Source organism: Paraburkholderia sp., from assembly GCF_035948235.1.
Classification (GTDB): Bacteria; Pseudomonadota; Gammaproteobacteria; order Burkholderiales; family Burkholderiaceae; genus Paraburkholderia.
The window spans coordinates 1-14,450 of record NZ_DASZJJ010000029.1 but is presented as its reverse complement, the minus strand read 5'-3'; the positions used below and the strand labels follow the sequence as shown (position 1 = coordinate 14,450).

Here is a 14,450-nt window from a genome sequence, read left to right as displayed (position 1 = left end):
TGGCGTTGAGATGGGGTATCGATAATCGCGCGTTCAGGTCGTGCGCGCAAGCTTCAGATACGCCGTGACGAATTCCACGAACACGCGCACTTTCGCGGACAGATTCAGGCGTTCCGGATAGACCGCGTAGATGTCGGCGGCGGGCAGCGACCAGTCGGCGAGCAGGCGCGTGAGCGTACCGGCATCGACATAGGGCTGCACGTCCCATTCCGAACGCACGACGATGCCGTGGCCGTCCAGCGCCCAGCGCAGCGTCGCTTCGCCGTCGTTACTGCTCATCACGCCGTGGACTTTCACGAGTTCGTGGCGCTTGCCCTTGGTGAAATGCCAGGTGCCGTAAGCGGTGTCGTTCTCGCGCAGCACGATGCAGTCGAGCGCGCGCAACTCGGCAGGTGTCTTCGGCGCGTCATGTCTTGCGAGAAAGGCGGGCGCAGCGCACACCACGCGACGATTGCTCGCGATTTTCCTGCCCACCACGCGTTGATCCGGCAGATCGCCAAAGCGGATGCCGACGTCGTAACCCTGCTCGGCGAGATTCATGGGCCGGTCGGTCAGGTCGAGTTGCACGTCGACTTGTGGATGCTGGCTGCGAAACGCCGATAGCGCCGGGACGATGTGACGCCTGCCGAAACCGAACGTCGCGTTAACCTTTAGTAATCCTTGCGGTTTATCGCGGCTGCTCGAAACGAGCCGCTCCAGTTCCTGTACCTGTTCCAGCAGCTTCGTGCCGGTGGACAGATAAAGCTCGCCTTCCTGCGTGATGGCGAGGCGCCGCGTGGTGCGGTTCAGCAGCTTGACACCCAGGCGACGCTCGAGCTGGCTCAGGCGCGTGCTGATGGCCGGCGGCGTCACGCCCATGTCGCGCGCAAGCGCGGACAGACTGCCTTGCGTGACCAGGCGCGCGAAGAAGTCGAGGTCGGAAATGGGGTCCATTATTAAATTAAATTTAAGAGTGGCTTTAGTTGGGAGCCATTTTAATGCCGAAATCGCGCAATTACACTAGCGAAAACGATCCGGACAGGCCTTTGTCCGGAGCCTGGAGGAAACGATGGGACAGACGCTTTACCAGAAGATCACGGCGGACCACACGGTTTTCCGTATCGACGACCAGCACGTCGCGCTCTACGCGGACCTGCACATCATGAACGAATACACGAGCCCGCAGGCATTCGGCGGACTCGACGCGAAGGGGCTCAGCGTGCGTTGCCCGGAAAAGCAGATGGGTGTCGTGGATCATGTGATTCCCACGCATCCTGTTGCCGCAGGCAAGCGCACGATCATGATCGATGCAGCCGCGCACCAGGCCGCGAATTTCACGCGTAACTGCCAGAAACACGGCATTCATCTGTTCGATGTGACCGACCGCGAGCAAGGCATCGAACACGTGGTCGCGCCCGAGATTGGTCTGATCCGGCCCGGTATGGTGGTGCTGTGCGGCGACAGCCACACGACGACTTACGGCGCGCTGGGCGCATTGGGTTTCGGCATTGGCACGTCGGAGGTTGAACACGTTCTCGCGACGCAAACGCTGGTTTATCGTGTGGCGAAGGACATGCGTATTCATGTCGAGGGCGCTTTGCCGGCGGGCACGACTTCGAAAGATCTGGTGCTCTACATCATTTCGAAGATCGGCGCGCAAGGCGCGCGGGGCTTCGTGGTCGAGTACACGGGACCGGCTATCGCGTCGCTTTCGGCGGAAGCGCGCATGACGCTTTGCAATATGACCGTCGAAGCCGGCGCGCGCGGCGCGCTGATCGCGCCTGACGACATCAGCGTGCAATACGTGCGCGAACGCATTCAGGGCTTCACGCAAGCGCAGATCGACGCGTTCGCCACACAATGGACGCAGCTGAAATCCGATGCGCACGCAACCTTCGACATCACGCATACGTTCGACGCGAGCGAAGTTGCGCCCTTCGTGACCTGGGGCACGAGCCCTGATCAGGCCATCGCCGTCAACGCGCACATTCCCGCGCTCGCGACGGATGCGCTCGAACGCAGCAATGCGCGCAAGGCGCTCGACTATATGGGGCTCGACGCGGGCCAGGCGATCGACGGGTTGGCGGTCGATCATGTGTTTATCGGCTCCTGCACCAATGCGCGCATCGAGGATCTGCGCGCCGTGGCCGCTATCGTGCGCGGGCGCAAGGTGGCGGACTCGGTGCGCGCGATGGTCGTGCCGGGCTCGGGCCGCGTGCGCGAGCAGGCAGAGCGCGAAGGCGTGGCGCAAACGCTGATCGATGCGGGTTTCGAATGGCGTCAGCCGGGTTGTTCGATGTGCCTGGCAATGAACGACGACATTCTCGCACCCGGCCAGCGCTGCGCCTCGACCACCAACCGTAATTTCGAGGGCCGCCAGGGGCGTGGCGCCCGCACCCATCTCATGAGTCCCGCGATGGCCGCCGCCGCCGCGCTGGCGGGCCGTATCGTCGACGTTCGCAAGGAGTTTCAGCATGGCTAAGCCGTTCGTAATCTCGGGCACGGCCGCGCCGTTGCCGATCAACAACCTGGACACCGACCAGATCATGCCGAAGCAATTCCTGCTGGGCATCGATAAATCCGGGCTTGCCGAGGGTGTGTTCTACGATCTGCGCCATGACGCGGATGGCAACGTTCGTGAGCCGTTCGTGCTGAACCGGCCTGAGTATGCAGGGGCGAAGATTCTCGTGACGGGGTCGAATTTCGGCTGCGGATCGAGCCGCGAGCATGCCGTCTGGGGCTTGCAGCAGGCGGGCTTCGAAGCGGTGATCGCGCCGGGTTATGGCGAAATCTTCTATTTCAACGCCACGAATAACCGGCTGGTGCTGGTCACGCTGCCGCTGGAGCAAGTGGAAGCGCTAGTCGCTGAACTCGAAAGCGGCACGGAGAAAAACGTATCTATCGATGTGGACAACGAAGTTGTTGTGACGCCCGCGGGCCATCGTTATGTGTTTTCCCTGCCCGCGCGCCAGAAGCAGATGCTGGTGGAGGGACTGGACATGATCCGCATGACCTTGCGCGACGCGGACCGGATCGCGGCATACGAAGCACAGCACGATCGCGCGCGCCCGTGGTGCCGTATCGACTTGCCGGCGCAGCAACAGCGCCGCTGACCTACGTTCAAAGACCATTCCAATAACGAAGACCGCCCGTGTCATGAAGAATATGCACGGCGCGGCAGGAGACAAATATGAGCACTACTTCAGTTAGCGCGCAGGATGACGCCGCGCTGGAAAATCGCGTCGTGCGTACGGTGTCGCGGCGCATCACGCCCTTCATCGTCGTGCTGTATTTCCTGAGCTTTTTGAATCGCGTCAACGTGGGCTTTGCGGGCCTCACGATGAATCGCGACATCGGCTTGACGCAGGCAATGTTCGGTGTGGGCGCGGGCATCTTTTTCGTGGGCTATATCGCGGCAGGCATGCCATCGAACCTCGCGTTGCAACGCGTGGGCGCGCGCCGCTGGATCGCGCTCCTGATGGTGGTGTGGGGCGCACTGTCGGCGGCGACCGCTTTCGTGACGGGGCCGTACAGTTTCTATGGGTTGCGGCTCGTGCTGGGCCTCGCGGAAGCGGGCTTTTTCCCCGGCATCATCCTGTACCTGAGCTACTGGTTTCCCGCGCGCCACCGCGCCTTTGTTACCGCGATGTTCATGACCGCAGCGCCGCTCGCCAATATGATCGGCTCGCCGATTTCGGGCGCTTTGATGACGCTCGACGGCTTCGCGCATCTGCACGGCTGGCAATGGCTGTTTCTGGTCGAAGGCGCGCCCACGGTGCTGCTTGGCATCGTCTCGTACTTCTATCTCACCGATCGCCCGGAAGACGCGCACTGGCTCGCACCCGCCGAGCGCAACTGGCTGTCCGCCGAAATGCAGCGCGAGCGCGATGCCAAGGCCGCGCAAAGCCGCTCCAGCGTGTGGAGCGCCGTGAAGGACCCGCGCGTGCTGCTGCTGGCGCTCGTCTACGCAGGCACATCGACGGGCCTTTACGCCATCGGCATCTGGGCGCCGATGATTATTCATCGCTTCGGTTTCAGCTACGTCGAACTGGGCTTCGTCAACGCGATCCCCAATCTGTTCGCCGTAGTCACGATGGTGCTGTGGGCGCGCAATTCAGATCGCACCGGCGAACGCCGTCTGCATGTGGCGATCGCGTGCCTGGCGGCGGGCATTGGCATGCTGATGTCCGGCTACGCGTCGAGTGCGATTGTGTTGCTCGTCGGTCTGTCGATTGCAAACTTCGGCATCAATGCCGCGAAGCCGCCGCTGTGGAGCATGCCGACGCAGTTCCTTTCGGGCTCGGCAGCGGCAGCGGGTATTGCGCTGATCAACGCGATGGGCAGTCTGCTGGGCGGGACCATCGGGCCGATGGTGATAGGCAAGCTGCGCGATATGGGCGGCGATTACTCCCTGGGCCTGTATTTCGTGAGCGCGACGCTGTTTATCTCGGCCGTGCTGGCGTGTGCATTTGGCGGGCGGCAACGTGGTCGCCAGGCTGGCGAACGCGCGGTCGCTCCGCGCTGAGGCGATGGCCGCTAGAATGACGATGACGGGCGGCGCATCACGCGCCGCCCCGCACTTTTCTCCATGTCAGACTCATTCCCAGCGTGACGACCGCCACTCTCGACCAACTGCGCGCAGGGCAACTCGCCGGCGCGCGCCAACTCAAACTCGCCTGCGGCTTGACTGAATTTCCGCGCGAGATTTTCGACCTCGCCGACACGCTGGAGGTGCTGGATCTGTCCGGCAACGCGCTGAGCTCGCTGCCCGATGATCTGCCGCGCCTCAAGCGTCTGCGTATTCTGTTTGCTTCGCAGAACCCCTTCACCGAATTGCCGCCGATGCTGGGCGAGTGTGCCGCGCTGAGCATGGTCGGCTTCAAGTCGAACCGTATCCGTCATGTTCCGGCGAGCGCGCTGCCGCCGCTGCTGCGCTGGCTGATTCTCACCGATAACGAACTTGATGCGCTGCCGCCGGAGCTTGGCGCGCGGCCGCATCTGCAAAAGCTGATGCTGGCGGGCAACCATCTGCGCGCGTTGCCTGCGACGATGACCGCGTGTCACAAACTCGAATTGCTGCGTATTTCCGCAAATCAATTCGATGCGCTACCTGACTGGCTGCTGGAATTGCCGCGCCTTTCGTGGCTTGCCTATGCGGGCAATCCGTTCAATGCGGCGCGCGAGCAGACGGCCACGATGCAATCGACGGTGCCCGATATCGACTGGCATACGCTCGCGCTCGGGCAGACGCTGGGCGAGGGCGCATCGGGCGTGATCCATCGCGCGACGCGCCTGCTCAAGGACGGCCATCCGGTTCAGGCGCTTGCCGTCAAGCTGTTCAAGGGCGCGGTGACGAGCGACGGCCTGCCGGACCTGGAAATGGCCGCGTGTCTGCAGGCCGGTCAGCATCCCAACCTGATTCCCGTGCTGGGGCGTATTGCGGGGCATCCGCTGGGCGAGCATGGACTTGCCATGGCGCTGATCGATCCCGCCTTCGGCAATCTGGCCGGGCCACCTAGCCTGGATTCCTGCACGCGCGATGTCTACGCAAACGACGTGCGTTTCGACTGGCCGGTTGCACTGGGCGTGGCGCGCGGCATTGCGTCGGCGGCGCAGCATCTGCACCGGCGCGGCATCATGCACGGCGATCTCTACGCGCACAACATTCTGCACGATGGGGCGGGCCACGCGCTGCTGGGTGATTTTGGCGCCGCGTCGTTTCATGATGCCGACGATCGTGCGCGCGCCGGTGCATTCGAGCGGATCGAAGTGCGGGCATTTGGATGCCTGCTGGAGGAACTGGCGCAGCGTGCGGTTCCGGCGGCGGACGGCCGCGATAATGCGCTCGCGCTACTGGTTAGCGACTGCCTGGGCGAACGCGTGCAAGCGCGTCCGTCGTTCGACGAGATTATTGGACGACTCGATGCGCTGATTTAAAGCGGTGCGGCGCGAGGTGGGTTTCGTTTCAAGGAGCCGTTAATATCTGCGCGCCGCGTTTAACCGATTTCAAGCAAAGGCAGTCGACGTAAATGTAATCCGGTAATTCATTCCTGATTATGTGCAGCGCCTCGTTCTGAGTGCTGCAAATTTTTCCTTGTCCCCATGGTTTTTGCGCCGCATACACATAATTCAACTCGCGCAAAATAATCGCACGATGCAGATTGAATTAGCATCGTTGCGCTGTAACAAATGTTGCATTTAATCGTGCTTCCATATGTTTTTCATCGCGCTATTTTCGCCTACAGTAGCGGTGCCCCTGACCAGGCTTCCGGTTCGCCGGATAAAAAACGTGAAATGAACAAGGAAGAACGATGAGTTTCGCCTTTAATGGCGGCTTGCCTGGCGACCTGAGCGGCGGATCCTCAGGCGCATTCAGCCCGCTTGGCGGCCTGACGAATTCGGCTGCCTCAGCCATCGCTGGCAGCACCGGCCCGCTTGCCGGACTCGCCGGTCATCTCGACACGATCCAGCGCGCGCAGCAGCTTGCGCAAACCGGCTTTTCGCTGCTCGGCAAAACGCCGGGCGCCATCGCGCAGTCGATCAATAGCGCGTCGGGCGATGCCGCATTGCTCACGCAGATGAACCGCTATGTGACGATCGATACGCCGCTTGGCAGCGATGTGCTGCTCGTGAGTGCGCTGGTCGTCGACGAGCATGTGAACCGCCTGCCGGAGATCCATCTGGATCTGCTCTCGCATCGCCACGATCTGCAGCCCAGCGACCTGATCGGCCAGCACGTCAAGGTCCAGCTCGACCAGAACGCTGCGGAGTTTTCGATCGAGCGTGTGGTTGCGAGCGCGGCCGGCGCTGACAACACACGCTATTTCGACGGTTATGTTGCGTCGTTCGACCGCGCGAGCAATCCGGGGCGTGTCACGCAGTATCAGATGACGATCGTGCCGTGGTTCTGGTTTCTCACGCGTTCTACTGACTGCCGCATTTTCCAGAACAAGAGCGCGCAGGATATTCTCACCGAGGTTTTTCAGGAGCACGGTTTCGCGGATTTCGTCTTCGATATCCACGGTACCCAGGCGCCGCTCGAATACGTGGTGATGTACCAGGAGTCGTATTTCAACTTCTGCGCGCGCCTGATGGAGCAGGAAGGGCTGATCTGGACGCACCGCTACCAGAAGGACAAGCATCTGCTGGCGATCGGCGATTCGAATCTCGTGTTTCGTCCCATCGACGGGCTGACGAGCGTGCCGTTTGCGGATAGCGTGTCGAGTGAGTTCAACGGTATCGATCAGTTGCACGAAGGCGGCCACTTCGGGCTGGGCAAGGTCACGTATCGCGACTTCAATTACCACAACCCGGCTTCGCCGCTGATGCTGGTGGAAGCCGAATCGCAGACGATCAAGCACGCGCGGCTCGATTCGACCGAGCGATTCGAGCACCAGTCGCTGTATGACCGCAGCGACGACGGCAACCGTTACGCGCGCTACGCTATGGAAGCGGAAGAAGCGCAGGCGCAGCGCTACACGGGCGCAGGATTCGCGTGGCGCATGACCACGGCGGGCACCGTGACTGTGACGGGGCATCCGGTGGTCGCGATGAATCGCGAATACGTGATCCTGCGTGTGCGCCATGAAGCCGTCAACGATTACGCGCAGCATGAGGTGAAGCTGCCGTATCGCAATTCGTTCGCGCTGCTCCCGAACAAGGTGCCGTATCGCGCGATGCGCACCACGCCCAAGCCGCTGATTCAGGGCACGCAATCCGCGATTGTGGTGGGACCGAAGGGCGAGGAAATCTACACCAACGGCAGCGCCGTGAAAGTGCATTTTCTCTGGGACCGGCGCGGCAAGATGGATGGAACGGATTCGATGTGGATTCGCGTTTCGCAGCCCTGGGCCGGTGCAGGCTGGGGCGCGGCGGCGATTCCCCGCATCAACCAGGAAGTGCTGGTGGCGTTCAATCAGGGCGACCCTGACAACCCCGTGATCGTCGGGCGTGTCTACAACGGCGACAACGGCAACCCGTATCACGGCGCGGCCGGGCAGACCATGGGGATCAAGAGCCAGACCTTCAAGGGCCAGGGCTCGAACGAAATCCGCATGACCGACACGAACGGCCAGCAGGAGCTGTTCCTGCATGCGCAGAAGGATCTGAATACAGTCATTCAGGATACCGAAACGCATCGTGTGGTTGGCGGCGCGCGCATCGTTACGGTCGATGCCGGCGACGAAACCAAGTGGATCGCCAAGGGCAATCTGACTGAAACCATCGCCCAGAAGCGCGGCACCACGGCGACCACGGTCGAAGTGCTCACACCCGCGAAGGACGGTGGCGGTGGTACGCAGCAGTACGAAGCCGAACTCGGGCTGATGCTCAAGGTGCAGAACAGTTTCATCGTGCTCGCGCCCGAGGGCATAACGCTTCAGCACAACGGCTCCGTGATCCGCATGGACGATTCCGGTGTAACGATCAACGGCCAGCGCATCGACCTGAACAAATAAGCCAGGACCCCCATGCACTACGCGATTCATGAGGGCAGCTTCGTGCTGCCCGATACGGCGCTCGACCGCACCGTCAATATCCTCATGCTCAACGATGGCCCCGGCGGCCTGAATCTGGTCATTTCGCGCGGACGTCTGCGCGAGGACGAGAACCTGGACGCGTTCATCGCACGCGAATGGGCGCTGGCCACGCGCGAAGCGCCCCAGCTGACCGAGCGCTCGCGTGCGACGTGGGTGGTGGGTGGCCGCACTGGCGTGCAGATCGAAGCGACGCACGAACAGGAAGGCCGCTTGCGTCATCAGATCCAGACCGTGTTCCCTAGCGACGACAGCGGGCGTGTACTGGTCATGACGCTGACCAGCGCCGCGCCATTCACAGAAGAGCAACGAGCGATGGCGGCGCGCATGCTCGACAGCTTCCAGCCGCGTGCGACGCGGCCCACCTTGATCGAGAAGCCGGACGACGCATCGTGAGCAGCGAACAGTTCGCCGCCGCGCGCAAGGACGATCCGATCAGCCATACGAGCCTGCTTGGCGACTTGTTGAGCATGGGCGGGTCGCTGCTAGGCGGCGCTGCAATCGGCTGGGCTTTGACGACGCTCGTGGAAGGCGCCGTATTCGCAGGCCTCGGCGCACTCGAAGTTGCCACGGCAGGTATCGCGACGCCGCTCGTGATCGGCATCGGTATCGGCGTGGCGGCCGCGATGGAAGGCTTCGGGCTTAACGAGAAGATCGATGACGCGGCTCATGCGCTGGGCAACGCCATTGCGCCGCCCGAAATCAAAGGCACGATCACGAGCGGCTCGCTCAACGTCTACGTCAACAACCATCCGGCAGCGCGCGCTGCTAGCCCCGGCGATACCGATACGGTTGCCTGCCAGAACCATTCGGGCCCGCAGATGATTGCCCAGGGTTCGGGCAACGTCTATATCAACAATCAGCCGGCTGCGCGCGTGGGCGACAAGACGACCTGCGACGGCACGATTGCAGTGGGATCGGACAATGTGTTCATCGGCGGTGGCACCCAGCAGGTGCGCGATATCACGCCGGCGCGCAAATGGGTCGCGTGGCTGGGCAGTGCGATCGGCATTGCGCTCGCGTTGTGCGGGCGCGGGAAGACGAACTGGAGCGAGCTCAAGGCGTCGTTGCCGTGTCTTGCGGTGAACCTCGCCAGTAGCTTCGTGGGCACGGCGCTTGGGCACCTGTTCAGGACGTCGATAGGCCACCCGGTCAACGTGATCACGGGCGGCAAGATACTCGATGGCGCCGACGATACCGACTTCGTCCTGCCCGGGCCGATGCCGCTCATCTGGCAACGCTTCTATAGCAGCCACGACGATCGCGCCGATAGCCTCTTCGGACGCGGCTGGAGCGTGCCGATCAGCGTCGAGCTTGAACTCGCACGCGACGCGTCCGGCAAGATCGCGTCGATCACGTACTGGGACGAACAGGGCCGCGATCTGGTGTTCCCAGCTGTCGCGCCAGGCGAGAGCCACTTCAGCGTCCCTGAGGGCCTTTATCTGATTTGCACGGCGGGCGGGCACTACGTGGTCGAGTCGGTGGACGGCGTGTATCGCGATTTCGGCCTGCCAGATGCTTCGGATGCCGAATCAGTGTCGATGAAACTCTGGCGTCTTGAAGATCGCAACGGCAACTGGATCGAGATCGCTCGCGACGAAGCCGGTGGAAAACCACGCCGTCTTCTGGACAGCACCGGTCGAGCGCTCGCGCTGCATTACGCCGAAGCCCATCCTGCGCGTATTGCAAGCATCGAACTCGTGCGCGGCGCAGACGGCGAGCGGGCAGAAACGCTGGTGTGCTACAGCTACACGGACGAAGGCGAACTCGCCTCGGTCACTGACCGCAGTGGTCACGTTGCGCGTAGCTTCGCCTATAGCGACGGCCTTATGACGATGCACACGCTGCCGGGCGGCCTGCGAAGCTACTACGCGTGGCAGGGCACGGGCCGCGAAGCGCGCGTAGTGCGCCACTGGACTGACGACGGCGAAGCCTATACCTTCGACGCCGATATCGGGCAGCGCGCCGTGACGATCACAGATCAACTTGGCCGCGTGACGCACTGGCAATGGAATGAAGACAGGCAGCCGCTGAGTTACACCGACGCAGAGGGGCACGTCTGGCGCTTCGAATGGAACGCGCTGCGTCAACTGCTGGGCGTGGCCGATCCGGCGGGCCATGTCACACGCTTCGAATACGACGACCTTGGGCGACAGACCGCGCGCACAAATGCACTTGGCCAGAGCGAGCGCACCGAATGGAACGGTTACTACGACCTGCCTGTCGCCGAAACCGATGCCGCGAACGCACGCTGGAACTATCGCTACGACGAGCGCGGCAACCTGACGATGACGCGCGATCCTGCGGGCTTCGCGACTGAATATCATCGCGACGAACGCGGACTCGTGCATACCGTGCGCGATGCGCGCGGCGGCTACAAACATCTCGAATGGAATGCGCGCGCGCAACTGACGGCTTACACGGACTGCTCGGGCAAAACCACGCGCTTTGCGTACGACGCGCGCGGCGCGCTCGCACGCGTGACCGATGCCGCAGGCCAGGAGACGCTCTATGAAGCCGATGCGATGGGGCGCGTCACCTCGATTGTGAGCGCCGACGGCGCGCGGCAGAAATTCCGCTACGACAGCGCAGGGCGACTCGTCGAAGTCATCGACCCGAACGAGCGCGGCACGCGCTACGAACTGAACCCACGCGGCCTGCTGCTCGCGCGCACAGATGCTGCAGGCCGTGTCGTGCGATTCGGCTATGACGAAGCCTTCCGGCTGGGCACGCTGACCAACGAAAACCGCGAACGCTACACGTTCCGCTATGACGGTCGCGACCAGTTGATCGAGGAAATCCGTCTCGACGGCAGCCGTCGTGCGTATGAGTATGACGCCTGTGGCTTCGGCGTTGGCCTGCGCGAAGGGCGGCTCTTCACACGCTACGAACGCGACCCGTTGGGTCGCCTCACCGCGAAGGAAGCGGGCCGCGAACGCTGCGCCTATGCCTACGACAAGGTTGGGCGGATCGCATCGGCGGAACTGTATGCGATCAACGGGAACGGGCCGGCGCTGAAGAATCGCGTAAGCCTCAAATACGGCGCGCGTGGCGAAGTGCTGGAGGAATACACGCCGACCGGCTGGCTCGCCCACACCTACGATGAACTCGGCAACCGCACGCAGACGAGGATCTCAGGCGAACGCACGGTGGACTGGCTGCACTACGGTTCGGGGCACGTCCACCAGATCCGCATGGACGGCGCGGCGATCGCCGACATCGAACGCGACGACCTGCACCGCGAGGTGCTGCGTACGCAGGGTAAGCTGACGAGCCACATCGGTTACGACAGCGTGGGGCGCCGTGCGCGCCAGAGTGCGCTGCGCGGTGCCGCGCCTGATCCGCTGCTCGCGAAGCAATGGCATTACGACCTGTCCGGCGACATGATCCGCAAGCAGGATCTGCGCTATGGGGCGACTTCGTATCGCTATGATCCGACCGGACGCATCGAACAGGCGTCGGGGTCGGGGCTGCCTGCGGAAGTGTTTCGCTGGGACGCGGCGGCGAATCTGGTGTCGGGCGATCATCCGGGCGGCTATGTCGAACACAACCGGTTGAAGATGTTCGAGGACAAGCGCTTCGAGTACGACGCGTATGGACGCCTGTCACGCAAGCTGAGCGGACACGGGCCAACCAAAGATCAGACTTTTGAATACGACGACTGGCACCAGTTGAAGTCGGTCGTGACGAAGGACCGGTTGACTCTTTCGACCACGCATTTCGAATACGACGCGTTTGGGCGGCGTATCCGCAAGCTCAATGGTAGTTACGCAAGCACGGATTTTCTGTGGGACGGCATGCGGTTGGTGCAGGAGACATATCACGACCGGCGCGGTGTGGAGGCGCTGACGTATCTCTACGAGCCGGATAGCTACGTGCCGCTCGCGCGTATCGATCATGCCGCGCCAGCCGCGAATGACGCGAGTGCTGATGCGGCGCGCGATGCAGTTTATTATTTCCACAATGACGTTTCCGGGATGCCGGAAGAACTCACCGATGTGCAAGGTGAGTTGGTCTGGCAGGCGCGCTACAAGGTGTGGGGCAACGCGGTGCAGGAGGAGTGGATTCAGCGCGAGGCGCCACGGCCGCAGAATCTGCGTTATCAGGGGCAGTACCTGGATCGGGAAACTGGGCTGCACTACAACACGTTCCGGTTTTATGATCCGGATGTGGGGAGGTTTATTACGCCTGACCCGATTGGGTTGATGGGGGGGATGAATCTCTACGAATACACGTCAAATCCGTTGCTGTGGATCGACCCGCTTGGCTGGATGCCGCTGTCGAATCCAGTATTGCAGGGGCACCATATGGTTCCGTGGCAGATGGCCTCGCACTTTGGCGCTGAACCTTTCAATTCGCAAACTGGCGTTCCCGCGATGTATTGGGATGAGACTCAATGGACTGGTGCCGAGCATAGTGCGATGCACGGATATAACAATATCGGAACCAGCACGAAGCCATTGGTAAAGCCGAGTCAGCTAGGAAATTCGAATATGACTTCTCAGCAGTGGATGAACAGCCTTGAAAGTCATTATTCCAATCCGGCGCTAGGTAACGTAAGGGGCGATCTCCATTTGATCAATCAGAACGGTACCAAGGGTCAATTGTTGGCAAAAAATGTATCTCCGTCAGAGGCTTGGGATAAAACCAAGGAATGGGGAAAATCGCAAAGAGGTGGTTGCGCATGAAAAAGCAGGAATTTAGATTTTATCCCAATGGTATTGCATTGTCGGATGTTAGGATCAGACTAGGTAATGATGTCGGAAGTAGGGATATTCCACTCGACAAAGCCGGAGTGAGCGAGAGTCATGTCGGTAGAAGTCTCGTGGTTGTCGAATATGTTTCGTCGCTGGCTGAAAGTAGTATTAATAATTATGATATTTCCAATTGTAATATGGTGACTTATCAGGTCGCTGGGTCTACTTCAGGCGAAATCAGTTTCGATAGTGAGTTGATCGACATCGATTTGTCAAAGATCGCATCAGGTGGTAAAGATATCGAGTTAAATATTTTCGACTTCGTCGAAAGCCCGATGATCGGAAAGAGTGCTGGGGTGACGGAGGACCGGCTGGCGATGCTGCGCCTTTCGGATATGCAAATATTCTATGTGATATTTTGCGAAGAACATGGAGGCAGATTTGCGAAAAATGATAATCCATGCCTCTACGAAAGCTACAGCCATCACGGATTCATTGCTGTTGATGTTGATTCGTTTAATGGTTTTTTGCGTGAAAAATTAGGCCCTGGTCGCCATGATCTCGTTGAGAAATTTACCACCACAGAGATTGCAAATGAATTATTTGCTAGCGGTTTGATGATTCTTTGCTGGGGTATAACCCCATGGGTCTATACTCTGATGTCTAGCGCGGAAGAGAATTCATTCATGGCATTTCCCGATAACGATTCCGTTGCCTGTTCAGGACAGTATGTTTTTTCGGGGAGATTTGAAAAAATCTCGATCGTTCCGGGATCCGCTCTATCCAGTTGGGATGTTGATCATCAGGAGAATTGGCCTAAGTTGCACATTGGACGAGGCGGGGATGTCGTAAAGCTCGAATTGCGCGTTCCCATGTCAGAAGATGTAGGGTCTGGGAATATTATTCCATTTCCGTATTTCAATTTTCGGAGGGTGATTGGAGAGATATCGGAGTCGAACCCGATATTGAGTTTCAATATATTTGATGGCGTTTGATCTAAGGATCACGCGGTTTATTATTTCCACAGTGACGTTTCGGGGGTGCCGGAAGAACTCACCGATGCGCAAGGTGAGTTGGTCTGGCAGGCGCGCTGCAAGGTCTGGGGCGACGCGGTGCAGGAGGAGTGGATTCAGCGGGAGGCACTACGGCCGCAGGATCTGCGTTATCAGGGGCAGTACCTGGATCGGGAAACCGGGCTGCACTACAACACGTTCCGGTTTTATGATCCGGATGTGGGGAG

The 14,450-nt window shown here is 60.7% G+C and carries 9 protein-coding genes and 1 pseudogene; 9 read left to right on the top strand and 1 reads right to left on the bottom strand.

The window, feature by feature from the left end; genetic code table 11:
• Positions 1-33 precede the first annotated feature (33 nt).
• Complete coding sequence (locus tag VG320_RS01695; protein WP_327198449.1) at positions 34-933, bottom strand: LysR family transcriptional regulator; 900 nt, start codon at positions 931-933, stop codon at positions 34-36.
• A 115-nt stretch (positions 934-1,048) separates the two neighbouring features.
• On the opposite strand from VG320_RS01695, the gene leuC reads away from it, so the two are divergent.
• The 9 genes and pseudogenes from leuC to VG320_RS01650 all read left to right on the top strand — a co-directional run.
• The gene (leuC, locus tag VG320_RS01690) at positions 1,049-2,461 is read left to right on the top strand and encodes a 3-isopropylmalate dehydratase large subunit (protein WP_327198448.1); all 1,413 of its coding nucleotides are present in this window, start codon (positions 1,049-1,051) and stop codon (positions 2,459-2,461) included.
• Complete coding sequence (gene leuD / locus VG320_RS01685) at positions 2,454-3,092, top strand: 3-isopropylmalate dehydratase small subunit (RefSeq protein ID WP_327198447.1); 639 nt, start codon at positions 2,454-2,456, stop codon at positions 3,090-3,092. The genes leuC and leuD overlap by 8 nt, the downstream gene beginning before the upstream one ends.
• 77 nt (positions 3,093-3,169) lie before the next feature.
• Positions 3,170-4,504, top strand: coding sequence for an MFS transporter (locus VG320_RS01680; protein WP_327198446.1), 1,335 nt, complete (start codon positions 3,170-3,172; stop codon positions 4,502-4,504).
• Between the two features lie 83 nt (positions 4,505-4,587).
• On the top strand, positions 4,588-5,916 hold the full coding sequence (locus tag VG320_RS01675) for a leucine-rich repeat-containing protein kinase family protein (RefSeq protein ID WP_327198445.1): 1,329 nt from the start codon (positions 4,588-4,590) through the stop codon (positions 5,914-5,916).
• 374 nt (positions 5,917-6,290) lie between these two features.
• The gene (locus VG320_RS01670) at positions 6,291-8,435 is read left to right on the top strand and encodes a type VI secretion system Vgr family protein (RefSeq protein ID WP_327198444.1); all 2,145 of its coding nucleotides are present in this window, start codon (positions 6,291-6,293) and stop codon (positions 8,433-8,435) included.
• Between the two features lie 12 nt (positions 8,436-8,447).
• Complete coding sequence (locus VG320_RS01665) at positions 8,448-8,909, top strand: DUF1795 domain-containing protein (RefSeq protein ID WP_327198443.1); 462 nt, start codon at positions 8,448-8,450, stop codon at positions 8,907-8,909.
• Complete coding sequence (locus VG320_RS01660; RefSeq protein WP_327198442.1) at positions 8,906-13,201, top strand: RHS repeat-associated core domain-containing protein; 4,296 nt, start codon at positions 8,906-8,908, stop codon at positions 13,199-13,201. Before VG320_RS01665 ends, VG320_RS01660 begins: the two co-directional genes overlap by 4 nt.
• Positions 13,198-14,205 carry a hypothetical protein gene (locus VG320_RS01655; protein WP_327198441.1) on the top strand — a complete coding sequence of 336 codons (1,008 nt, stop codon included), beginning with the start codon at positions 13,198-13,200 and terminating at the stop codon, positions 14,203-14,205. Before VG320_RS01660 ends, VG320_RS01655 begins: the two co-directional genes overlap by 4 nt.
• Positions 14,206-14,217: 12 nt before the next feature.
• Positions 14,218-14,450: pseudogene (locus tag VG320_RS01650) on the top strand (RHS repeat domain-containing protein); the annotation flags it as partial.